The following is a 21,955-nucleotide window of genomic DNA, read 5'->3' as shown; positions in this document are numbered from 1 at the left end:
GTTTTCCCGTGACCAACACCACGATCGACTGGGACGTGCTCGCAACGCCTCTGCACACCGTCGTTCCCCACGGCGACGGCAAAGCCGCCTGGAAGGACAACGCCTACGTCGCCTTCTGGGATGCGGCCCGGGACGCCTTCGGCATTGTGCACATGTCGACGTCTCCCAACGCCGAAGGCAGGCGGGCCCGCTGCAGCCTGTCCGTCGGCGGCATCGCCATTGAGGTCATCGAGGAGTTGCCGCCGGCGTCATACCGCAGTGAGTCCATCGAGTTCGACCTCAGCGGCCACATCCGGGTCGATCATCCGGAGTTGACACTGGACCTGCGAGCTACCCCTCGCCTGGCGGTGGCGGATTACGCCGTCAATCACGTCATCCCGCCGATGAACGGCGCTCCCGTCGAGCACTTCCAGGTGACGGTCGATCTCAAAGGGCCAGTCACGATCAAGGGTCATGAGACCGTACTCAATGCGACGGGAATCCGTGACCGCACCTGGGGTTACCGCGACGAGTCGATCAACATCAAGGAGTACTTCTGGTACTTCGCGACATTCAAGGACTTCTCGATCACCGCGATGCGATTCTTTGCCGACGACGTCCCCGAACGCGTCGACGGGTTCGTCCTTCGCGCCGATGGCGTGCAGTCGGTGACCGGTCTGGGCGTGGTGCGCGATGCCAGCGGCCTGGCTGCCGAGGTGATCGCCACGCTCGACGACGGCACCGAGCTGTCGATGCGTTCGCAGGGCCGGCGCGGCGGCTTCTGGATCCCGATGAGCTGGGAGCGCCACGGGCCGACCATGAGCGCGTACGACGAGTTCGCGCCTTTTGCGCTCCCCGACGGCTCGCCCGGCTACGGCGTCGCCGAGCACGGCACGGTACGGCAACTCTTCTAAAGAGCGTGATCCCCGCCCTCAGCCGGGACACCCCGTTATCGCCGTCCGATAATCCGTCATTCCCCGAAAACTCGCGCGAGTCGATTACGCAGCGGTGAAGCTTCACCATCGGCGCCGCATCGATCGGTGCGTCAATGCAGTAACTTTCGGTGCCGGATGCGTAGCCTGAGTCCTGCTATTCGAAATGTCTCGGGAGCGGTGGGTGCGGTTATCGGATAATGCGCGGCGGAGGCTGGCCGGTGGTTCGCTGCTGCTCGTCACCCTGTTCGTCGGTTCGGGCCCGGTGTCGGGCTGCAGCTCCGTCATCGGCGGCCGGCCCGTGGCCTCGCCCGGGACGGGCGCGGGCGAACCGTCCTTTCCCACACCCCGGTCCACACCGTCGTCGCCCTCGGCGACCGCCGCGCCCGGCCCCGGGGCTCCGGCCGCGCCGACGGGCCCCACGAACCCGGCCGGCGCCATCCCGCTGCCGCCCGATCAGAACGGCTACGTCTTCATCGAGACCAAGTCCGGCGTGACGCGCTGCCAGATCAACAAGGACGCCGTCGGCTGCGAGGCACCCTTCACCAACTCCCCGTTGCAGGACGGTGAGCACACCAACGGCGTCAGCATCACCACCGGCGGCAAGGTGCAGTGGGTGCTGGGCAACCTGGGGGCCATCCCGACCGTCAAGATCGACTACCAGACCTACGTCGCCCAGGGCTGGACGATCATCGCCACCGCCGATGGCACCCGCTTCACCAACGACCAGACCAAGCACGGCATGTTCGTCAGCATCGACAAGGTCAACACCTTCTGAGTGCGGCCGCCGCACCGATTGACGGACTGCCATGGGGAGATTGGCAGGCGCGGTCAGTACCATCGGAGCCGTGGCATCCAACGGTCCACGCGATGACTTCCACAACCGACCGACGCAGCATGCCGATTTCGGTGTGAGCGAGCCGCCGACCGGTGAAGTCCCGCCACCGAATTTCCCGCCCCAGCCGCCGCACGGGTTCGAGCGACCCGACGGCGCCGACCCCTTCGACCAGCAAGCCGAACCGAAACCCTGGTATCGCAAGCCCGCGATGCTGATCGCCTGGCTGGTCTCCGTGGTCATCCTGATCGCCCTGATCGTGTTCGGCATCACCGAGCTCATTCGGGGAGATCAGTCCGTCAACCACGCCCCCAAGTCGACGACGAGCACCACCACGACAACGACCACGACGACGCCGACGACCACGACCTCGCCCAGCAGTAGCGCCCAAGAACAGCCGCCGGCTCAGCAGCCGACGCAGCAGCCCACCGGACAACAGACGCAGCAGCCCTCGCATCGCCACCATCTGCCGCAGCTGCCGCAGCTGCCGCCGGTGATCACCATTCCGCAGGTGCCGACGGTCATCACGGTGCCGCCGGCCCTGCGTTAGCGGCGGACCGATCACGGTTCGGCCGCGCGGTGCCGACGGCGCCCTAGACTCGCTGCAATCCACGGGGACAACTGACACAGGGGTGCGGAGATGAGCGAGTCGCTCGGGCTATCGATCGGGGTGGCCAACCTGGTGGCGGCCCGCGCAGGCAGCGCTCCGGTAACCCGTAGCTCGGTGCTGACCCTGTTCGAGCAGCGGCCCACCGAAGTTGGCCTGCCGGAAGAGAATCCGAACCTGACGGCGCCCGGGCTGGTGCTGCGGGGGTTCGTCGAGCGGGTCGGCGACCGGGCCCCGTTGGTGGCGGCCGACGGCACCAAGTACCTCGGCGCGGCGCTGACGGTCGAGGCGATCGAGGCGATGGCCCGCACCGTCGGCTACGGGACCCCGATCACCATCGCGGTGCCCGCCTACTGGTCCGACGAACAGTTCGCGGCGCTGCGCGAGGAGTTCTTCGCCCAGTCGGACCTCGCGCGGGGCGGTGTCGCGCCGATGCTGGTTTCCGACGCCACGGCCGCGCTCGCGGCGCTGCGCGGCACACCGGGATTCCCGGCCGACGGCGTCATCGCGCTGTGCGACTTCGGCGCCGGCGGCACCACCGTCACGCTGCTGGACGCCGATGCCGGGTTTGCGCCCGTCGGGCCGGCCGTGCGGCACACCGATTTCTCCGGCGACGCGATCGATCAACTCATCGTCGATCACCTGCTGGCCGCCGACGTCAGCACCGCCGTCCTCGGCGGCACCGCGCGGATGGGGTCGCAGGCCCGCCTGCTCGGCGCCTGCCGGCGCGCCAAGGAGCAACTGTCGACGGCCGCGGTGAGCACCGTCGCGGGGGCTTCCGGCGAGGTTGCCCAACTGACCCGCACCGAGTTCGAGCAACTGATCTCCCCGCCGCTGGACCGGTTTCTCGCCTCACTTCAAGACACGTTGCGGCGCAATGGGATTCCGGATGCCAACGTGCACGGCGTGGCGATCGTCGGCGGCGGCGCGAGCATCCCGTTGATCACCGCGCGGTTGTCGCAGCGCTTCGGCGTGCCGGTCCGCAGCACGGCGCGGCCCGCCGCGCTCGCCGCCCTCGGTGCGGCGGCGCTGGGCGCGCAGTACGCATCGGGGGGCGCTCCGACCGCCGCGGCCGCGGCCGTGGAGGCACCGACCGAGATGGTCGGCACCGCCGGCCTCGGCATGACCCAGGCCGCGTGGGCCGCGCAAGCCACCGACGTGGATGACGCCCTGGCGTGGTCGCAAGATGCCGACTCCGACGAGCCGGTGCCCTACACCGGCCGCGACGCCACCGGTGAATATGCCAGTGAGGCGGGGGAATTCGAGTATCCCGAGCAGGGTGGGCTGCCCTGGTACAAGCGCACGGCGCTGGTGTTGACCGTGGCCGGGGCCGCTGTGGCGGTGCTGGTGGCCGCGGCGTTGGCGATCGGCCTGTTGCTGACGAAGTCCACCCCGGCCCCTCCCACGTCGCCGCCGAGCCGGCCGATGCCGCCGCCGCCGCAAACGGTGACCATCACCGGACCCAACGACAGCACCACCGTCACCGTGGTGCCACCGCCACCGTCCAGCGAGGCCCCGGCCACCACGACCACGACCACGGCGGCGCCGGAGCCGTCGACCACGACGACGACGACGCCTCCGCCGAGCACCACGACGACCACCAGCGCGCCGCCCACCACGACATCGCAGGCGACCACGACCACCGCCGCGCCGACGACCACGCGCCCACTACCGTTCCCGCCCATCTTCCAACCCCCATTCGGGCGCTGACGCGGACGATCGCGCCTGGGCCGGAAAGGGACCCGGAAAAAGGGCTCCGAAAATGGGTCATTGAGCGAAATTTGGTGGCGCTCATCACTCCGGCGAACGTCACACCCCGCGAGCGGCCATCAATCAGCAGGCCAGAGGCGCCGATGAACGGAAAGTTAGGGCAGCCTATCTCGCGCCGAAAGCGCCGAGGATGCGACGATGAGCGGGGCCTAAGCAGGCAGATAAAGCACCGGCCGAATTACCTAGGCATTGGGGAGATCTTCTGTGACGACGCAGATGCTCATCAGACTGGTCGTGGGCATGGGCATGACGGTGGTCGTGGTCGCGCTCGCCGTACGCCGCGTCCTGTGGCTGACCAAGATGGTCACGGCCGGCAAACCGGCGCCGGGGCACACCGACAAACCCGTCCAGCGAATCTGGGCTGAGGTCTCCGAAGTCTTCGGGCAGCGCCGCCTGCTCAAATGGTCGATCCCCGGCCTGGCGCACTTCTTCACCATGTGGGGATTCTTCATCCTGCTCACGGTGTATATCGAGGCCTACGGGCTGCTCTTCCAGGACAACTTCCACATCCCGTTCATCGGGCGGTGGAACGCGCTGGGCTTCCTGCAGGACTTCTTCGCGACCGCCGTCTTCCTCGGCATCGCCACCTTCGCCGTCATCCGGCTGCGCACCGAGCCAAAGGAATACGGCCGCGACTCACGGTTCTACGGCTCGCACACCGGCGGCGCCTGGCTGGTGCTGTTCATGATCTTCAACGTCGTGTGGACCTATGTGCTGGTCCGCGGATCCGCGGTCAACAACGGCACGCTGCCCTACGGCAACGGGGCCTTCTTGTCGCAGCTGTTCGGCGTCATCCTGCGGCCGCTGGGGCAGCCCGCCAACGAAATCATCGAAACGGTGGCCCTGCTGGCGCACATCGCGGTCATGCTGGCGTTCCTGGTCATCGTGCTGCACTCCAAGCACCTGCACATCTTCTCGGCGCCGATCAACGTGATCTTCAAGCGGCTGCCCGACGGACTCGGCCCGCTGCTGCCGCTGGAACACGACGGCAAGCCGATCGACTTCGAAAACCCGCCCGACGACGCGACATTCGGGCGCGGGAAGATCGAGGATTTCAGCTGGAAGGCCATGCTGGACTTCGCCACCTGTACCGAGTGTGGGCGCTGCCAGTCGCAGTGCCCGGCGTGGAACACCGGCAAGCCGCTCTCGCCGAAGCTCCTCATCATGGATTTGCGCGACCACTGGCTGGCCAAGGCGCCCTACATCCTGGGCCAAACGCCGCAGCCCACCGACGGTTTCGACGCTGCGGCCGCGCAGAGCGACGGCCATCACGTTCCCGAGGCGGGCTTCGGCCGCGTCATGGGCTCCGGCCCGGAGCAGGCCACCCGGCCGCTGGTCGGCACCGAGGAAGAGGGCGGCGTCATCGACCCCGACGTGCTGTGGTCGTGCGTGTCCTGCGGGGCCTGCGTCGAGCAGTGTCCGGTGGACATCGAGCATGTCGATCACATCATCGACATGCGCCGCTACCAGGTGATGATGGAGTCCGAGTTCCCCTCGGAACTGTCCGTGCTGTTCAAGAACCTGGAAACCAAGGGCAACCCGTGGGGCCAGAACGCCTCCGACCGCACCAACTGGATCGACGAGGTCGACTTCGACGTCCCGGTCTACGGCGTGGACGTCGACAGCTTCGACGGCTACGAATACCTGTTCTGGGTGGGCTGCGCCGGCGCCTACGACGACAAGGCCAAGAAGACCACCAAGGCCGTCGCCGAGCTGCTGGCCGTCGCCGGGGTGAAGTACCTGGTGCTGGGCACCGGCGAGTCCTGCAACGGTGACTCCGCGCGCCGCTCGGGCAATGAGTTTTTGTTCCAGCAGCTGGCACAGCAGGCCGTGGAGACCCTGGACGGACTGTTCGAGGGCACCGAGACCGTCGACCGCAAGATCGTGGTGAGCTGCCCGCACTGCTTCAACACCCTGGGCCGCGAATACCGCCAGCTCGGCGCGGAGTATTCGGTGTTGCACCACACCCAGCTGCTGAACCGGCTGGTCCGGGACAACAGGCTGGTGCCCGTGACCCCCGTGTCCCAGGACATCACCTATCACGACCCCTGCTACCTGGGCCGGCACAACAAGATCTATGACCCGCCGCGCGAGTTGATCGGGGCCGCGGGCGCAAACCTGACCGAGATGCCGCGCAACCGTGAACGCAGCTTCTGCTGCGGGGCCGGCGGCGCGCGGATGTGGATGGAAGAACACATCGGCAAGCGGATCAACCACGAGCGCGTCGACGAGGCGCTGGCCACCGGGGCCACCACCATCGCCACCGCGTGCCCCTTCTGCCGGGTGATGATCACCGACGGCGTCAACGACCGCCAGGACGAGGCCGGGCGCACGGGCGTCGAGGTGCTCGACGTCGCCCAGATCCTGCTCGCGTCTCTGCAGTACGACAAGGCGACGCTGCCCGAAAAGGGCACGGCCGCCAAGGAGGCGGAGAAGCGGGCGGCTCAGCAGCCGGCACCGAAGGCGTCGGCTGCGACGGCGACCGCGCCCGCCGAGACGGCCGAGGAGGCGCCGGTCAAGCCCGCCGAGGCGGCCCCGACGGCGGAGACCACCGCAGCTCCCGCCGCGCCCGTGAAGGGGCTGGGCATCGCCGGCGGCGCCAAGCGTCCCGGCGCCAAGAAGGCGGCGCCCGCCGCAGCAGGCAAGGCCGAGGCGGCCGCGCCCGCCGCACCCGCCGCACCGGTGAAGGGCCTGGGGATCGCCGGCGGCGCCAAGCGCCCCGGCGCGAAGAAGGCGGCGCCGGCCAAGGCCGCGGCACCCGAGGCCGAGGCCAAGCCCGAGGCGGCCCCGGAGACCGAGGCCAAGGCTCCCGCCGCGCCGGTGAAGGGCCTGGGTATGGCCGCGGGCGCCAGGCGACCCGGCGCCAAGAAGGCGGCGCCCAAGGCGCAGGCTCAACCGGCCGAACAGGCGGACGCCGAACCCGAGCCGACTCCCGAAGCCGAGCCGGCGAAGGCAGCCGAGGGCGACGCAGCAAAGCCCGCGGCACCCGTTAAAGGTCTGGGCATCGCCCGCGGCGCTCGCCCGCCGGGCAAGCGTTGATCACGGTTTGATGCTGTCAGCAAATTTCAGTGGACAGTGATGGCACCATTGGTGGTGTGACCACCCATCAGCTGCCTCACCAGCTGCCACCGCACCCGTCGGCTCATCACCGGCCGCAGCGTACTTTCGCGCAGTCGTCGAAGCTGCAGGACGTCCTGTACGAGATTCGCGGACCGGTGCACGCGCAGGCCGCGCGGCTGGAAGCCGAGGGGCATCGCATCCTCAAGCTCAACATCGGCAACCCGGCGCCGTTCGGCTTCGAGGCGCCCGACGTGATCATGCGCGACATGATCCAGGCCCTCCCCTACGCCCAGGGCTACTCCGACTCGCAGGGCATCCTGCCCGCGCGCCGGGCGGTGGTCACCCGCTACGAGTTGGTCGACGGATTCCCCCGCTTCGACGTCGACGACGTCTACCTGGGCAACGGGTGCTCCGAGCTGATCACGATGACGCTGCAGGCCCTGCTCGACAACGGCGACGAGGTGCTGATCCCGTCCCCCGACTACCCGCTGTGGACGGCGTCGACCTCGCTGGCCGGCGGCACCCCGGTGCATTACCTGTGTGACGAGACGCGGGGCTGGCAGCCGGACCTCGCCGACCTGGAGTCCAAGATCACCGACCGCACCAAGGCGCTGGTGGTGATCAACCCGAACAACCCGACCGGGGCGGTCTACACCAGCGAAGTCCTCACCCAGATGGTCGAACTGGCGCGCAAGCACGAGCTGCTGCTGCTCGCCGACGAGATCTACGACAAGATCCTGTACGGCGACGCTCAGCACATCAACCTGGCCTCGCTGGCCCCGGACATGTTGTGCCTGACCTTCAACGGCCTGTCGAAGGCCTACCGCGTGGCGGGTTACCGGGCCGGCTGGCTGGCGATCACCGGGCCCAAGGACCACGCGAGCAGCTTCATCGAGGGAATCAGCCTGCTGGCCAACATGCGGCTGTGCCCCAATGTCCCGGCGCAGCACGCGATCCAGGTCGCCCTCGGCGGCTACCAGAGCATCGACGACCTGGTCCTGCCCGGCGGCCGGCTGCTCGAGCAGCGCGACGTCGCCTGGACCAAGCTCAACGAGATTCCGGGGGTGTCCTGCGTCAAGCCGGACGGCGCGCTCTACGCCTTCCCGCGGCTCGACCCCGAGGTCTATGACATCGAGGACGACGAGCAGCTCGTCCTCGATCTGCTGCTGCAGGAGAAGATCCTGGTCACCCAGGGCACCGGGTTCAATTGGCCGGCACCCGATCACCTGCGCATCGTGACGCTGCCGTGGGCCCGCGATCTGGCGGCCGCGATCGAGCGCCTCGGCAACTTCCTCGTCGGCTATCGCCAGTAAGCACCCGGGAAACCGCCTCTACGGTGGAGCGGGTGACGCACTCCCACTCCCACTCGCACAGCATGGCCGGCTCGTTGAAGGGCCCGTCTGCCGTTGATCCGTTGCCCGCCAGGATCGTCATCGGGCTGCTGATCGCGATCGGCGTCGCGGTAGCCCTCGGCGCGATCGTGTTGTGGCCCAGTCGGCAGCGCGTCGACATTCCGATGCCGCTGCAGAGCGCGTCCGGCGGCGCCGTGAGCACGCAGGCCGGGCACGTGCTGTCCAGCGGGTTGGGCGACTGCGGCAGCCCGTCGGTCAGCCAGGTTCTCACCGGCCCGCCGCAGCCCGCCATCGCGGGCGCCGGGCGCTGCGTGCTGACCCAGGTCGCCATCGATTCCGGACCGAACGCGGGCGCCAACACGCTGCTGGAGTCCTCCCCCGGCCCCGGCCAGCCGAAATTCGCGGTGGGCGACCACATTCGGATCGTGCGGCAGGTCGACGACCAGGGCGCCACCAGCTACGCGTTCTACGACTTCGAACGTGGCTGGGCGCTGGTCGGTTTGGCGATCGCGTTCGCGGTGGTGATCGTGGCCGTGGCGCGCTGGCGCGGGCTGCTCGCGCTGGTCGGGATCCTGGTCGCCTTCGTCGTGCTGGTCATGTTCCTGCTGCCCGCGCTGCGGGACGGCGCGCCCGCGGTGCCGGTGGCGCTGGTGGCGTCCGCGGCGATCCTCTACGCGGTCATCTACCTGGCCCACGGAATCAGCCTGCGGACCAGCGCGGCGCTGCTGGGCACCCTGTCTGCGCTGCTGTTGTCCGCCGGATTATCCTGGGCGGCAATACAACTGGCACACCTCACCGGGCTGTCCGACGAACAGAACACCACCGTCAGTGCGTACCTGGGCGATGTGTCGATCGGCGGCCTGCTGCTGGCCGGCTTCATCATCGGGTCGTTGGGTGTGCTCAACGATGTGACCGTGACCCAATCCTCGACGGTGTTCGAGCTCGCCCGCCTCGGGGGCTCGCGACGGGCGATCTTTGTGGGCGCCCTCCGGGTGGGTCGCGATCACATCGCCAGCACGGTCTACACGCTGGTGCTGGCCTATGCCGGGAGTTCGCTGCCGCTGCTGTTGCTGTTCAGCGTGGCCAACCGCTCGTTGACGGACGTGCTGACCGGCGAGAGCGTGGCCATCGAGATCGCCCGCTCAGCGGTGGGCGGGATGGCGCTGGCGCTGTCGGTGCCGCTGACGACGGCGATCGCCGCGGTGCTGGCGAAACCTAGTGAAACCGGCTCCGCTCCAATAGGTTCAGCAGATAGCCACCGTAGCCGGACTTGAGCAGGCTGTGCGCCCGTTCGGCCAGCTGATCGTCGCCGATCCAGCCCTGCTGCCACGCCACCTCCTCGGGCACGCTGACCTTGAGGCCTTGCCGCCGTTCCAGCGTGCGCACGAAGTCGCTGGCGTCCAGCAGCGAGTCGAAAGTTCCGGTATCCAGCCAGGCCGTTCCGCGGGCCATCACCTCGACCGAGAGCCGGCCCCTGCTGAGATAGATCTGGTTGACCTCGGTGATCTCGTACTCGCCGCGCGCCGATTTCTTGAGGCCCTTGGCGATTTCGATCACGTCGTTGTCATAGAAGTACAAACCCGGGACCGCGTAATTCGATTTCGGCGTCTGGGGTTTCTCTTCCAGTGACAGCGCCAGGCCGTCGTCGCTGAATTCCACCACGCCGTACGCCGACGGGTTGGCCACCCAGTAGGCGAAAACCGCTCCCCCACTTATGGTTTGGAAGCGGCTCAAGCTGGTGCCCAGCCCGGGGCCGTAGAAGATGTTGTCTCCCAACACCAGAGCCGCCGACTCGTTGCCGATGTGGTCGGCGCCCAGGACGAACGCCTGGGCCAGACCGTCGGGCCGGTCCTGCGTCACGTAGGTGATGTTGACGCCGAATTGCGAGCCGTCGCCCAGGAGCCGGGTGAATCCCGGCGCGTCATGCGGGGTGGTGATCACCAGGATGTCGCGGATTCCGGCCATCATCAGGGTGGACAGCGGGTAGTAGACCATCGGTTTGTCGTAGACGGGCAGCAACTGCTTGCTGATGCCCGTGGTGATCGGATGCAGGCGGGTGCCCGACCCGCCGGCCAAGATGATTCCGCGCATGAATAGCTCCTACTGCCTGATGGTCCTAGTCGACGGCGTCGGATTCGGTGAGCTCGGTGGCCGCGAGCGCCGACGCCAGGCTGTCATGCCGGAAGACGGAGGTGACGTGGTCGCGGACCACCCGGAACGTCAACGCGGTGCTGGTGGGAGCCCCCGGGTCGTCGGTACTGCCGAGTTTTTGTTCGACGGCCACGACGCCGTCGTGCACATACATCCGGCCGAGCTCCGCGGTTCCCCGGTGCGAGGCCGCCCAGGTGCGCAGCGCCTCGTGGCCCTGGGCGGCGCCGTGCGCGTCGCCGATCTCGATGTCGTCGCTGGATAAGGCCGCCAACGTGTCGAGGTCAGCGGCGTTGAGGGCGTCATGCCATGCCAGAACGGTGGCGATCTCCGATGTGGTCATGGTGTGCAAATTACCGTGCGGCCCCGCGGCTAGAGAGGCGTACGGTCCAACCAGCGCTCCCACACGGCGTCGTCGCCGAACAGCGCGACGCCCGTATCGGCGAGCGGTCGCCGGCGCAGGATCGCCAGCAGCAGCTCGGTGGCGCCGCCGCGCAATGCGGCGCTGCCCTTGCCGTGCTCGTGCGACCAGGTGATCCGCCCGCCTTCGACGGCGGCCGTCCACTCGCCGGCCTCGCCGAGGCCCGGATCGGTGGCGTGTAGGTGCAGGGTGCTGCCTTCCTCGAGCGGCAGCGGCGTCCCCTGGCTGCCCGCCTGGATCGCGACCCGCTCCAGCCATTCGGTGATCCCGTCGGCCGCGATATCGGGTTCAAGGGTGAAATCGCGGCCCAGCGCGATCGCGGCGTCGGCGCGATGCACGGCCACCTCGTGCAGCCGGCGCCGGATCCACCAGTTCGCCGGGCGCGGCCCGAGGAACGTCCATACGGGTGTTTCGACTCCGGTCTGCTCCACGGCGTCGACGAGCCGCTGAGCGCCGCCGTGCAGCCAGGAGATCGCGTCGGCGGCATCGGGCGGCGGCTTGCCGCCCTCCACGGTGCGGGGGTCGAGGTAGTCCTCGAGGCGCTCGCGCACGATCTGCGCCGCCCAGCGGTCGCCGCGCCCGACGTGGCGCAACAGTTGCCGCAGCGTCCAGTCCGGGCAGGTGGGCACCGGCGTGGATTCGTCGGTACCGTCGAACAGCTCCGCGAAAGCCCGGTTCTGGTCGAGGAATGCGCCGGCATAGTCCACGCCGGTCAGGCTACTCGCCGGTGCCGGATGCGGTGATCCACGTCGCTGATGCACGCCGATCCGGCGCTCGCCGCCACGAGTGCCGGCATCGCGACGAGGAAGAACTTTCCGGCGACGTCGACGTGGTAGATGTCCTGCGGTATGAACAGCACCATCACCGAACGCCTTCGGGATCAACATAGGAAAGTGTTGTTGCGGCAACACTTTCCACGACGACCCGGGTGGTGGAACCTGCTGACACAGCAGCCCCCGGGCGTCGTGGGCTATGAAAGCGCCGTCACACCCAGCGGCCGCCACCGGGTGGCGCGACGCCGATCACGGCAGCTCTGGCGCTATCGTCAGCCGCTGCAGTTCTTCGAGATGCATTGAGGTGAGCGCTTCCAAGCGGTCGCGACCCACATCGGTGAGCACGAGCCGGATCAGGCGATGATCGGAACTGTCGCGGACGCGCCGGACCAGGCCCGCCGACTCGGCACGCGTTGTCAGTTCGCCCGCACTGTGGTGCTGCAGCAACAGGTATTCCGCGACTTCGCCGATGGTCGGCCCCCGGCGATCCGCGTGGCCGCGCACGGCCAGCAGCAGCTGGTGTTGCATCGGTGTCAGCCCGGCCGATTGGGCCTGCTCGGTGCTCCACCGCTCGAAGCGGCGCAGCTCCGTCCGCAGTTGCAACAACTGCGCGTAGACGTCATCGGTGAGGCCCATGCGCGCAACGATATGGCATGCGTCGCGTTTGCGTCGGATGCCAGGATTACTCACTACGGCCGGCGGGCCGGACCCCCACCAGCTACCCAGCACCCGGCGGTTGGACCATCACTTTGTTGCGGTAGCCGTATCGGGGAACGAATCTCAAGCCGTGGCCGCCGGCTGCCGATCGCGCCCCGGGCACTCCGGGCATTCCGAGCATGCCTCCCGGAAGCTTGCTGGCTGCTCCGCCGTCCGCGAGCTCCGCTGTGACAGTGGAGCTCATCAACGTCGGAGTGGCTCCCGGGAAGTTGCCCGGCACCGACAATGCACCAACCTGTGTGGCGCGGCCCATGGTCGCCGCGACGGGTGCCCCCCCGTGGGGGCCCGGTAGCGGGCCAAGCGCCGGAGCTACCGCCTTTGCCGGTCCACCCACGGCGTTGGCCACGCCGCTCACTTCGTTGATCGCCTTGAGTGCTTTCGGGTATTCATCGGTTTGGATGGTGTACCGCCACACCGCACACAGCGAGTGCATGGCACTGCCGTTGGTCCAGCTCAATCCGGAGCTCCATCCGTTGTTGAGGGTCGTCAGGGCCGACGACGACGGAGCGGTCGAAGCGGACGGACTCGGCGTTGGCGTCGCAGCGGTCAGGTTCGTCGGCGCCGACGGAACCGTTGTCGGAGATCCTGACGGTGTGCTGGCGGCATGGCTGACCGCGGCGGCCTGTCCACTCAACCCGCCCTGGTTAGTCGTCTGCGGAGGCCGGGTGAAGGGCGTCACTGTCGAGGCTGCGGCCGAACTGCCTGCGTAGCCGTACATCGCAGTGGCGTCCTGCGCCCACATCTCTGCGTAGTGTGCTTCCGTGGCGGCGATCGCCGGCGTGTTCTGACCGAAGAAGTTGGTCGCGATCAGCAACATCAACTGAGCACGGTTGGCCGCGATCACGGGAGGTGGCACCGTCATCTCAAACGCGGCCTCATAGGCCGCGGCGGCGGCCTTGGCTCGGGTGGCCGCCAGCTCCGCCTGGCCCGCGGTGGCAGTCAGCCACGCCACGTAGGGCACCGCAGCGCCCAGCATCGTCATTGATGCCGGGCCGACCCAGGGCCCGCCGGTCAGTTCCGTGACCGTCAGCCCATACATGGCCGCCGTCGAACCCAATTCCGACGACAACTCATCCCATGCTGCCGCGGCGGCCAACAGGGGCATGGCCCCCGGACCCGTATACATACGACCGGAATTGATCTCCGGCGGTAACGCTCCGAAGTCGATCATTCCACTCTTCCTAAGCTCGCCAAACGGCATCGACAATGCGTGCTGTCATACCCGAAACCGTCTCAACGGCCGGGAATGAAACGGACCGGGCTCCCGGCCAGTCACCAAATACGTTGCGGTGCAGCCAATCCGAAAGTATTTCGGCGACACCACGGTTACCCCGTTGCGCTACCCGCCGATGGGAGGGCGTGGCATCACGGTGACACGGGCACCGTATCTGGGCGCACTGAAGGCCGCGCCGCGTCCCATTCCGCCCGTCGCCGCCGGTACTCCGGGCATGCCGGGCACTCCTTGGGCGGCGGCTTCGTGGACCGTACCGGCCATGCCGCCCAACGGTTCCCACGTGCCGCCCGAGACGAAACCGGTCGTCACCGCCGCCGGAGCCGGTGGGGCCCAGCCCGGTGGCACGGACATCGCGCCGATCAGGCCCGCCCTGCCGACGTGTCCGGCGATCCCGCCGAGGCTACCCACGGCGCCCAGGCCGGCTGCCGCCTTCGCTGCCCCCCCAGCCGCTTTGGCGGCCCCAGCGGCCGCCTTGGCGGCTGTTCCCGCCATTTTTGTCGCGCCCATGCCGCCACTCAGACCACGCCACACCGCGCAGATACCCCGCGCACCGAAATTGGCGGAGTGGATGAAATTGCTGTAGGTGGAATTCGCGGCGCTCAGCGCCGGGCTTTTGAAGAGGCTGCACAGGCTCGACAACGAGGACGTCGGTGTCGATGTCGGAGTTGTCGCCGTGGGCGTCGTGCCAGTCGTGGCCGCCGCGGGTGTCGTCAGCGCCTGCAGCGCATTGCCCGTCGAGGTCAGCGACTTGCTTGCGGTGGCATGAGAGACCGTCGCAGCTTGCGTCGCCGCACCGGTGGGATTGGTGGTCTGCGGCGGTTGGGTGAACGGCTTGATTTGAGTGGCCGCCGCGGCGTGCCCCGCATAGCCGTACATGGCGGCGGCATCCTGGGCCCAGAATTCACCGTATTGGGTTTCGGTGCTGGCAATTGCCGGGGTGTTTTGCCCCACAACGTTTGTCGCAACCAGTTCCTGTAACAGAGCCCGGTTCGCCGCGATCATCGGCGGGGGCACCGTCATCGCGAACGCCTGCTCGTAGGCGGCTGCTGCCGCCAGGGCTCGATTCGCAATTAGCTCGGCCTGGGCACCCGCGCTGTTCATCCACGCGACATAGGGCGCCGCCGCTTCAGCCATCGACGTCGACGCGGCACCGAGCCACTCCTCCCCACTGAGCCTGGTCACCACCGAACCGTAGGAGGCGGCCGTCGCATTCAGCTCGGCGGCCACCCCTTTCCAGGCCGTCGCGGCGGCCATTATCGGCCCCGCACCGGGGCCGGAATACATTCTGGCGGAATTGATTTCCGGCGGTAGCGCTCCAAAGTCCATTGCGGTTACCTGCGCCGTCTAACGGGCCGCGACCGCGTTGGCGGCCTCGGTCTCCGCGTAGGACGTGGCGCTGCTGCTCAGCATGCTCACGAACATCGCGTGAATGGAAGCGGCCTGGGCACTCACCGCCTGGTAGCTCTGGCCATGCGCGGCGAACTGCGCCGCGGTCAGCGCCGACACCTCGTCGGCTGCCGCTGGAATAACCCCGGTGGTGGGTGCTGCCACGGCCGCATTGTGGGCCGACATCGCGTTTCCGATGGCCTGCAGATTGGCCGCCGCTAATGCCAGCGCTTCCGGCTGGGTGGTGACGAACGACATGCGCTTTCCTCCCTCATAATCTTCTTGCGTCACGTGTGTCAGAGATCTATCGCGGCACGATTATCGTGTCACGACACTCGTGTCACGATAGATTCCGGGCGCAGCGGGTTCCACCGTGGCGCGGATTGTTCGGACACAGACAAGCCGCCGTTTACTCGGTGTTCGTGTTTGGTAACGCTCCCGTAAGGTCGCTCGCCGTATCCGGCCGGCTCGGTTGAATGCCTACCGAGGCGCAGCGCTTCAGAAGAGCGCTGCTGCAAGCAATTCCAACGTAGCCGCACGGGCCGTGGTGGCCTTCGGGTCGGCCCCGAGCCGCGCGGAGGCAACCGGATTCACCATCACCTCGTCGACACCGAACCGTCGCGCCAGCGCACGCAGTTGTTCGGCAGCTTCGACAGGTGTGCCGACGACGGCGCGCATGAGCCCGCCCTCCACGATGTGCTGCTGCTGTGGGGTGAGGGTGGCTGCTTGCGCGTCCTCAACAAGACCGAGTGGACCGAGTGGCAGTCCCGTCTCCAGGCGGGCCAGCATGTGCAGGTCCGGCAGCATCAAAGCAATTGCCTCGTCCCGCGTTTCGGCAACAACCGTGTTCACGGTCATCAACGTCGTCGGCTCGGGTGCCAGCGCGCTGGGCACAAACCGTGACCGGTAAAGCGCCAGCGCCTCCTCGGTTCCCTTGCCGAACAAGTGATGAGCGAACACATACGGCAGTCCTTTGGCCGCGGCTAGCTCCGCCGAGAACAGGGACGATCCCAGCAGCCAAAGGTGTGGCTTGCTGACGGCAGCGGGGGTCGCCTTGAGTTGGTAACCGCCGTCGCGCAATTGCACGGTCACTCCGGATGGATCGATCAGCGCGGCGACGTCGTCGAGATGTCCGGGGAAGTCGTCGACGAGTTGCTCGATAGCCGCCATGTCCCGTCCGCTCCATCCCCGCAGGACGAGTGACGTCACAGGATCGGAACCGGCCGCGCGGCCGACGCCGAGATCAATCCGTCCCGGATACGCGGCTTCCAGCAAGGCGAACTGCTCAGCGACCGCAAGTGGCGCGTGATTCGGCAACATCACACCGCCCGAGCCCACCCGCAGGCGCGACGTATGCGCCGCGATCAAGGCGACCAGCACCGGTGGGCTGGTCGCCGCGACCGACGGGAGGTTGTGATGTTCGGCGACCCAGTATCGCGTGAAGCCGACCCGGTCAGCGGTCAGGGCCAGTTGCAGTGTGGCAGCCAGGGCATCGGACGAGGATTGGTCGCGACGGACCGGCACCAGATCAAGGACAGAAAGCCGCACCGTCTCCACTCACGCGTCAGTTCAAGCGAATCCACCTTGCCACGCGTTCCGCACGGTTCGGGTGTCGTGGTGGTGAACATCCGTGGACCAACGGTGGACACCCGGGCGCGATAGCCTGGCCCGGATGGCCGGACGACGAATTCGGTTGTCGGCAAACGACGGATCCAACCGATCATGACGCCGTTGCCAGATCCGAGGCCGACAAACACATGAGGAGCACCCACGATATGAGCTCGGACGCAGGGTTCGACAGGCTCTACGGCGACAGTCGCGCGGAAGCGGACCTCCCCGCTCTGGCGCCCTGGGACATCGGCGGGCCACAACCGGCCGTGCAGCAGTTGGTGGCTTATGGTGCGCTGCGCGGGGAGGTGCTCGATCCTGGCACCGGGCCGGGACATCACGCAATCCATTACGCGTCGATGGGTTATTCGGTGACCGCGATCGATGAATCACCGGTCGCGATCGACCTGGCCCAGCGCAACGCTGAACGCGCCGGGGTTTCGGTCGACTTCCAGGTGGCCGACGCAACCCTGCTTGCTGGGTTTGAGGATCGGTTCGACACCGTCGTCGACGTGTCGTTTTACCACGTGTTCGAAGGCGACGAGGAGACACAATCGCAATACGCGCAGGCCCTGCACCGAGCCACGCGGCCCGGGGCCCGGCTATTCATGTTCGAGGACGGCTGCGGCAACGTCAACGGCCTGCAGTTGGAGGGGATCCCCGCGGAGAATTTTGCGCGAATACTTCCGGCGGCCGGGTGGCGCATCGACCATATGAGCACCGGAACTCTTCAATCCATCTACAGCCCAGAGGTTTTCGAGCACATGTTCAGCGTGTTGGAACAGCTCGACAGGTCGCAGGACGCGGCCTTGTTCCAACCCTGGCTGGAACGCCTTCAAATACTGGAACCGTTACTGCAGGACTATCTGGTGCACACACCAGTGTGGGTGGTTAACGCGACACGAGTGGACTGAGGCGACCACCGTCGTCACTCGGGCCGCGGCGCGCCGAGCCGGTATACCCGCCAACCCGCCCGCTGCCAGCGGGCGGTGTCCAGGCAGTTGCGGCCGTCGACGATGACGCGGGCCCGCACCTGGTCGGCCAGATCGTCGGGATCGAGCTCGACGAATTGCCGCCACTCGGTGAGCACCAGCACCGCATCGGCGCGCTCGCAGGCCTCTTCGACCGAGACCGCATAGTTCAGCGTCGGGAACAGGCGCTGCGCGTTGTCCAGGGCCTTGGGGTCATAGACGTTGACCGCGGCGCCGTTGAGCTGCAGTTGCCCCGCGACGTTGAGCGCCGGTGAGTCACGCACATCGTCGGATTCGGGTTTGAACGCCGCGCCGAGCACCGCGACGTTGGCGCCCAGCAGCGAGCCGCCGCATGCCGCGCTGGCCAGTTCCACCATCCGGGTGCGGCGGCGCATGTTGATGCTGTCCACCTCGCGCAGGAACGTCAGCGCCTGGTCGGCCCCCAGCTCGCCCGCGCGCGCCATGAATGCCCGGATGTCCTTGGGCAGGCAGCCACCACCGAAACCCAAACCGGCGGTGAGGAATTGACGTCCTATCCGGGGGTCGTATCCGAGCGCATCGGCGAGCAGGCTGACGTCGGCACCGGCGGCCTCGCACACTTCGGATATGGCGTTGATAAACGAGATCTTGGTCGCCAGAAAGGCATTGGCGGAGACCTTGACCAACTCCGCGGTTTGCAGGTCCGTCACCAGGAACGGCACCCCAGCGTCGAGCAGCGGTCCGTACAGTTCACGAACGGCGACCTCGGCGCGCATCGAATCCTGTTGTATCCCCAGCACAATCCGGTCCGGACGGAGCGTGTCCTGCACGGCGTAGCCCTCGCGCAGAAACTCCGGATTCCAGGCGACTTCGACGTCGACACCGCGCGGCGCCAGCGCGGCCGCGCGTTGGTTCAACTCGGCCGCGGTGCCCACCGGAACCGTCGATTTGCCGACCAGCACCGCCGACGTCGTCAACCGGGGCACCAACTCGTCGATGACGGCATAGACGTGGCGCAGGTCGGCGCCGTATTCGCCCTTCTTCTGCGGCGTGCCCACGCCCAGGAAGTGCAGGTCGGCGAAGTCGGCGGCCATGTCGTAGTCGCTGGTGAAGCACAGACGGCCCGCGGCCAGGTTCTCCTTCAACAGCTTTCGCAGGCCAGGCTCGTAGAAGGGGATGTCACCCGCGGCGAGCTTGGCCACCTTGCCCGGGTCGATGTCGATCCCGAGGACGTCGTGTCCCAGCGCCGCCATCCCAACCGCGTGGGTGGCGCCGAGGTAACCCGTGCCGAACACGGTGCATCGCATACCACTGGTGTAAGCGGCCCCGATGAGCTGACTGCATCGCCGGGCTAAGCGGGAGGCAAACGGCAGATGACGGGTGGCCGCCGATCCGCGTGTTACAGCCCGGGGATGCCCGGGATGCCGATGTGCGGGCCACCACCGAAGCCGCCGCGACCGTGGCCGCCGCCGAAGCCGCCGCGCCCTCCGCCGGGGAAGCCGTCGTCGCCGTGGTCCCCATGGTCGCCGCCGCCACCGGGGCCCCACCCGCCGCCGGGCGGACCACCGATGCCCGGTATCGGCAACGGGATCGGCACCGGAACGGGTGCCAGCGGCGGCGGTGCCGGCGGCGGAGCCGCAGGCACGTGGACCGGAGCGGGCGCGGGGACCACTTGGACGGGTGCCGGCGCAGGAGCCTCCGGAGCGGGCGCCGGGGCAGGAGCCTCTGGAGCAGGTGCGGGGGCCGCGGGCGCCTGAACAGGAGCCGGAGCCGCGGGTGCCGGGGCGGGCCGGGTGGGTGCGACGACGACGTTCTCGTTCGGGCTGGGCCGCACGTTGGCGGTCGGGCGGATGGCGATGGCCAGTGAGACGACCAGCGCCACCACGCCGATGACGAAGACTGCCGCCAGCGCGCTTCCCACCAACTTGAACGAGTTGCGTCCGTGATAGTCCGCGTCGACGAACTCGGTGGCGGCGGTCTGCGTGCCGGTGAAGAAGTCGTCCAGGTCGTCGGGCACGGCGCTGTACGCCAGGGCATCCGCGCCGGCATCAGCGGGCGCGTCGAAGTAGCCGGGTGCCACGGCGAGCGGGTTGATCGCACCGGTGCCGGGGTCCTGCGCGTACGCCAGTGCCGCGGTGGACGACGCGAACAGCGGGGCATGCGCCGACGCCAGGGCCGCGCCCCGGGCCAGTGCCGTCTCCGGTTCCTCCGCCGCCGTCAGCGGAAGGGTGGTCGCCGCTTCCAGCGCGGGCTTGATCAGTGGGATGTCGATGCCGGAGCCGACGACGAACACGGCGTCCGGGCGGGTCTCCATGTTCTCCGCGCCCGAGACCAACGCGGCCAGTTCGGCCACCGCCGCCTCGTCGTCTTCGGGGAGTGCGTGGCGCCGGACGTCGGCGATGGATCCGTCGGCGCTGTCGACGACCGCCAGCGTCGCGGAATCGGGCTCGATGTACAGCAGCGCCGTTTGCGCGTAGTTGGTCTGGTGGCCGACCGCCTGGGCCAGCGCGGCCGCGGCCAGAAAGGCCGAGACCAGCATCACATTTTCCACCTTGTGGGCGGCGAGCTTGTCGCGCAGTGCGGCGGCCTCGACCGGGTCTGTGAACGTGACACCGGTCGACGCCAGTTGGTAGCCACCCTCCGCTGCGCCCTGACGCGTTCCCAAGATGGCGGAAATTACCTGGTCGGAGGCGGTGACGGTTGCCGCATCAGCAGCCGTCGTGACGTCGAAATTGTCCTCGTCGACGGTGGCACCGTCGCCGTTCTCCCCCTCGACCAGCACCATCCGGACTGCGGTCGGCGCCATCGACACACCAAGTACGGTGTCCAAAGCTCCTCCAATAGTCGGTTGCTAGCCATTCGCGGTGAGGGCGTCGCCGCCGCACGAAATGCTGGCGCGCGACATCGCTGAGTCCTCACCGTTATTCCCCTAGTGTCCCCATTTTACGCGCGATCGGTGGTCGGGGGTGGGCCGGGATCGTCCGGGACCGGGCTACGGGACCGGGATTCCGGGCCCCAAATGGCGTTGCAGCCAGTCGTCCCAGAATTCGTGGTCGCCGGAATGCGGCGAAGGCGCAGCAGGCGGCGGAGACGCTTCGGGTGGTGCCGGCGCAGGGGCCGATGGCGGGGGCGGGCCCGGTGGACCGGCGTTCGGAGGCGGCGGATTCTCCGGCGCAACGACGTTCGTGCTGACGTCGGGTGGTTGGTCCGTGTGCGGGTGGCTACCGAAGACCAGTGCCAGGGCCAACGCCACGAAGCCGGTGATGAAAATGGCCGTCACGCCGACGATCGCGGCGACCGACTTCCGGCTGTGCCGCCCACGCGACGGCGCGTCGGACGCGGGGGCGTCGTGCGCGTCGGCGCTGTAGGCGAACTCGGGCACCGCGGTCGAGGAAATCCGCGCGGCGGGCATCGTGATCGTGCGCGGCGCCCCCAAATCCGCGTTCGCCGCGGCCAGCGAGGCGCCCCGCGCCAGGGCCATCTCGGGTTCCTCGGGTGTTGTCACCGAGAGCGATGTCGCGGCCTCGAGCGTTGGCTTGATCAACGGGATGTCCACGTCCGAGCCGACCAGGAAGACTCCGTCGGGTCGCGCTCTCATTGATTCGGCGCCCGAGACCATCGCGGTCAGCTTCGCCAGCGCGACGTCGTCGCGGCCGGGCAGTGGGTGCCGATGCACGTCGGTGACCGTTCCGTTGGTGGTGTCGACTACCGCCAGGGTCGCGCTGGTCGGCTCGACGAGCAGCAACGCGGTGCGCGCCCAATTGGTCGCGCTGCCCATGGCCTGCGCCAGCGCCGCGGCGGCCATCACCGCCGAGACCAGCATCACGTTCTCAATCTTGCGGGCCGCCAACACATCCCGCAGTGCCGCCGCCCCGACCGGGTCGGTCCAGCTCACCCCACTCGATGTGAGCTGGTAACCGCCCTGGGCCGCGCTGTCCCGGGTGCCGAGAATGGCCGCGACGACGTGATTGGCGGTGGCAGCGGGGGTCGAGTCGCCGGCGACGTCGAAGCCGTCCTGATCGACGGTCACTCCGCCCGCGGCTGCACCTTCGACGAGCACCATGCGGACTGTCTCAGGTGCCATAGACACCCCGAGTACGACCTCCACCGCTCCTCCACATCGTCGTTCAACGCTTGGTTGCTGTGCTGCGCCAGGACAGCTGCGCCGGCGCCGCATGGGGCT

Annotated in this window: 20 protein-coding genes; 8 read left to right on the top strand and 12 right to left on the bottom strand. The window is 68.1% G+C overall.

The genetic code is table 11. The features are described from left to right. The first annotated feature begins 8 nt into the window (after positions 1-8). The 7 genes from EPN51_RS24970 to EPN51_RS24940 all read left to right on the top strand — a co-directional run bounded on the left by EPN51_RS24970 (position 9) and on the right by EPN51_RS24940 (position 9,809). Complete coding sequence (locus EPN51_RS24970; protein ID WP_293048159.1) at positions 9-893, top strand: hypothetical protein; 885 nt, start codon at positions 9-11, stop codon at positions 891-893. A gap of 202 nt (positions 894-1,095) precedes the next feature. Then, entirely contained in the window at positions 1,096-1,689 is a 594-nt protein-coding gene (locus EPN51_RS24965; RefSeq protein WP_293048156.1) for a hypothetical protein, read from the top strand. A 31-nt stretch (positions 1,690-1,720) separates the two neighbouring features. Further along, positions 1,721-2,296: a hypothetical protein gene (locus EPN51_RS24960; RefSeq protein ID WP_293048153.1), complete on the top strand. Its 576-nt coding sequence runs from the start codon at positions 1,721-1,723 to the stop codon at positions 2,294-2,296. Positions 2,297-2,386: 90 nt separating this feature from the next. After that, positions 2,387-4,063 carry an Hsp70 family protein gene (locus EPN51_RS24955; protein ID WP_293048150.1) on the top strand — a complete coding sequence of 559 codons (1,677 nt, stop codon included), beginning with the start codon at positions 2,387-2,389 and terminating at the stop codon, positions 4,061-4,063. 264 nt (positions 4,064-4,327) lie between these two features. Beyond that, complete coding sequence (locus tag EPN51_RS24950; RefSeq protein ID WP_293048147.1) at positions 4,328-7,162, top strand: (Fe-S)-binding protein; 2,835 nt, start codon at positions 4,328-4,330, stop codon at positions 7,160-7,162. A gap of 29 nt (positions 7,163-7,191) precedes the next feature. Further along, positions 7,192-8,496 (top strand): pyridoxal phosphate-dependent aminotransferase, encoded by a 1,305-nt coding sequence (locus tag EPN51_RS24945; RefSeq protein WP_293048144.1) that lies wholly within the window; start codon positions 7,192-7,194, stop codon positions 8,494-8,496. Between the two features lie 62 nt (positions 8,497-8,558). Beyond that, the gene (locus EPN51_RS24940; protein ID WP_293048320.1) at positions 8,559-9,809 is read left to right on the top strand and encodes a YibE/F family protein; all 1,251 of its coding nucleotides are present in this window, start codon (positions 8,559-8,561) and stop codon (positions 9,807-9,809) included. Here EPN51_RS24940 and rfbA read toward each other — a convergent pair. From rfbA to EPN51_RS24895, 9 genes are all read right to left on the bottom strand, one after another. Further along, positions 9,751-10,626 (bottom strand): glucose-1-phosphate thymidylyltransferase RfbA, encoded by an 876-nt coding sequence (rfbA, locus tag EPN51_RS24935; protein WP_293048141.1) that lies wholly within the window; start codon positions 10,624-10,626, stop codon positions 9,751-9,753. The genes EPN51_RS24940 and rfbA overlap by 59 nt on opposite strands. A 25-nt stretch (positions 10,627-10,651) precedes the next feature. Next, positions 10,652-11,026 (bottom strand): nuclear transport factor 2 family protein, encoded by a 375-nt coding sequence (locus EPN51_RS24930; protein WP_293048138.1) that lies wholly within the window; start codon positions 11,024-11,026, stop codon positions 10,652-10,654. Between the two features lie 29 nt (positions 11,027-11,055). Beyond that, complete coding sequence (locus EPN51_RS24925) at positions 11,056-11,811, bottom strand: maleylpyruvate isomerase family mycothiol-dependent enzyme (RefSeq protein WP_293048135.1); 756 nt, start codon at positions 11,809-11,811, stop codon at positions 11,056-11,058. A 5-nt stretch (positions 11,812-11,816) separates the two neighbouring features. After that, positions 11,817-11,966, bottom strand: coding sequence for a hypothetical protein (locus EPN51_RS24920; protein ID WP_293048132.1), 150 nt, complete (start codon positions 11,964-11,966; stop codon positions 11,817-11,819). 160 nt (positions 11,967-12,126) lie between these two features. Next, complete coding sequence (locus EPN51_RS24915; RefSeq protein ID WP_293048129.1) at positions 12,127-12,513, bottom strand: helix-turn-helix domain-containing protein; 387 nt, start codon at positions 12,511-12,513, stop codon at positions 12,127-12,129. Between the two features lie 82 nt (positions 12,514-12,595). Further along, a complete protein-coding gene (locus EPN51_RS24910; protein ID WP_293048126.1) occupies positions 12,596-13,765 on the bottom strand; it encodes a PPE family protein in 1,170 nt (389 codons plus the stop codon). A gap of 168 nt (positions 13,766-13,933) precedes the next feature. Then, the gene (locus EPN51_RS24905) at positions 13,934-15,154 is read right to left on the bottom strand and encodes a PPE family protein (RefSeq protein ID WP_293048123.1); all 1,221 of its coding nucleotides are present in this window, start codon (positions 15,152-15,154) and stop codon (positions 13,934-13,936) included. A gap of 18 nt (positions 15,155-15,172) precedes the next feature. Next, the gene (locus tag EPN51_RS24900) at positions 15,173-15,472 is read right to left on the bottom strand and encodes a PE family protein (RefSeq protein ID WP_293048120.1); all 300 of its coding nucleotides are present in this window, start codon (positions 15,470-15,472) and stop codon (positions 15,173-15,175) included. 240 nt (positions 15,473-15,712) lie between these two features. Next, the gene (locus tag EPN51_RS24895; protein WP_293048117.1) at positions 15,713-16,762 is read right to left on the bottom strand and encodes an LLM class flavin-dependent oxidoreductase; all 1,050 of its coding nucleotides are present in this window, start codon (positions 16,760-16,762) and stop codon (positions 15,713-15,715) included. A 209-nt stretch (positions 16,763-16,971) separates the two neighbouring features. Between EPN51_RS24895 and EPN51_RS24890 the strand changes: the two genes are divergently transcribed. After that, positions 16,972-17,736 carry a class I SAM-dependent methyltransferase gene (locus EPN51_RS24890; protein ID WP_293048115.1) on the top strand — a complete coding sequence of 255 codons (765 nt, stop codon included), beginning with the start codon at positions 16,972-16,974 and terminating at the stop codon, positions 17,734-17,736. Between the two features lie 14 nt (positions 17,737-17,750). Here EPN51_RS24890 and EPN51_RS24885 read toward each other — a convergent pair whose 3' ends face one another. From EPN51_RS24885 to EPN51_RS24875, 3 genes are all read right to left on the bottom strand, one after another. Continuing rightward, the gene (locus EPN51_RS24885; protein ID WP_293048113.1) at positions 17,751-19,079 is read right to left on the bottom strand and encodes a UDP-glucose/GDP-mannose dehydrogenase family protein; all 1,329 of its coding nucleotides are present in this window, start codon (positions 19,077-19,079) and stop codon (positions 17,751-17,753) included. A 92-nt stretch (positions 19,080-19,171) separates the two neighbouring features. Beyond that, positions 19,172-20,578, bottom strand: a complete 1,407-nt coding sequence (locus EPN51_RS24880; protein WP_293048110.1) for a hypothetical protein — start codon at positions 20,576-20,578, stop codon at positions 19,172-19,174. Positions 20,579-20,764: 186 nt separating this feature from the next. Then, positions 20,765-21,880, bottom strand: coding sequence for a hypothetical protein (locus tag EPN51_RS24875; protein ID WP_366509473.1), 1,116 nt, complete (start codon positions 21,878-21,880; stop codon positions 20,765-20,767). Between the last annotated feature and the right edge of the window lie 75 nt (positions 21,881-21,955).

This window comes from Mycobacterium sp., from assembly GCF_004298145.1.
Classification (GTDB): Bacteria; Actinomycetota; Actinomycetes; order Mycobacteriales; family Mycobacteriaceae; genus Mycobacterium.
The sequence above is the reverse complement of the archived record's forward strand: the minus strand, read 5'-3'. Positions and strand labels throughout refer to the sequence as shown.

What these genes read in the sequence shown, in the direction of transcription:
- rfbA (WP_293048141.1), bottom strand. Translation starts at nt 10,626, where the DNA reads ATGCGCGGAATCATCTTGGCCGGCGGGTCGGGCACCCGCCTGCATCCG.
- EPN51_RS24880 (WP_293048110.1), bottom strand. Translation starts at nt 20,578, where the DNA reads ATGGCGCCGACCGCAGTCCGGATGGTGCTGGTCGAGGGGGAGAACGGC.
- EPN51_RS24910 (WP_293048126.1), bottom strand. Translation starts at nt 13,765, where the DNA reads ATGATCGACTTCGGAGCGTTACCGCCGGAGATCAATTCCGGTCGTATG.
- EPN51_RS24890 (WP_293048115.1), top strand. Translation starts at nt 16,972, where the DNA reads ATGAGGAGCACCCACGATATGAGCTCGGACGCAGGGTTCGACAGGCTC.
- EPN51_RS24955 (WP_293048150.1), top strand. Translation starts at nt 2,387, where the DNA reads ATGAGCGAGTCGCTCGGGCTATCGATCGGGGTGGCCAACCTGGTGGCG.
- EPN51_RS24920 (WP_293048132.1), bottom strand. Translation starts at nt 11,966, where the DNA reads ATGGTGCTGTTCATACCGCAGGACATCTACCACGTCGACGTCGCCGGA.
- EPN51_RS24905 (WP_293048123.1), bottom strand. Translation starts at nt 15,154, where the DNA reads ATGGACTTTGGAGCGCTACCGCCGGAAATCAATTCCGCCAGAATGTAT.
- EPN51_RS24915 (WP_293048129.1), bottom strand. Translation starts at nt 12,513, where the DNA reads ATGGGCCTCACCGATGACGTCTACGCGCAGTTGTTGCAACTGCGGACG.
- EPN51_RS24940 (WP_293048320.1), top strand. Translation starts at nt 8,559, where the DNA reads ATGGCCGGCTCGTTGAAGGGCCCGTCTGCCGTTGATCCGTTGCCCGCC.
- EPN51_RS24930 (WP_293048138.1), bottom strand. Translation starts at nt 11,026, where the DNA reads ATGACCACATCGGAGATCGCCACCGTTCTGGCATGGCATGACGCCCTC.
- EPN51_RS24885 (WP_293048113.1), bottom strand. Translation starts at nt 19,079, where the DNA reads ATGCGATGCACCGTGTTCGGCACGGGTTACCTCGGCGCCACCCACGCG.
- EPN51_RS24900 (WP_293048120.1), bottom strand. Translation starts at nt 15,472, where the DNA reads ATGTCGTTCGTCACCACCCAGCCGGAAGCGCTGGCATTAGCGGCGGCC.
- EPN51_RS24960 (WP_293048153.1), top strand. Translation starts at nt 1,721, where the DNA reads ATGGGGAGATTGGCAGGCGCGGTCAGTACCATCGGAGCCGTGGCATCC.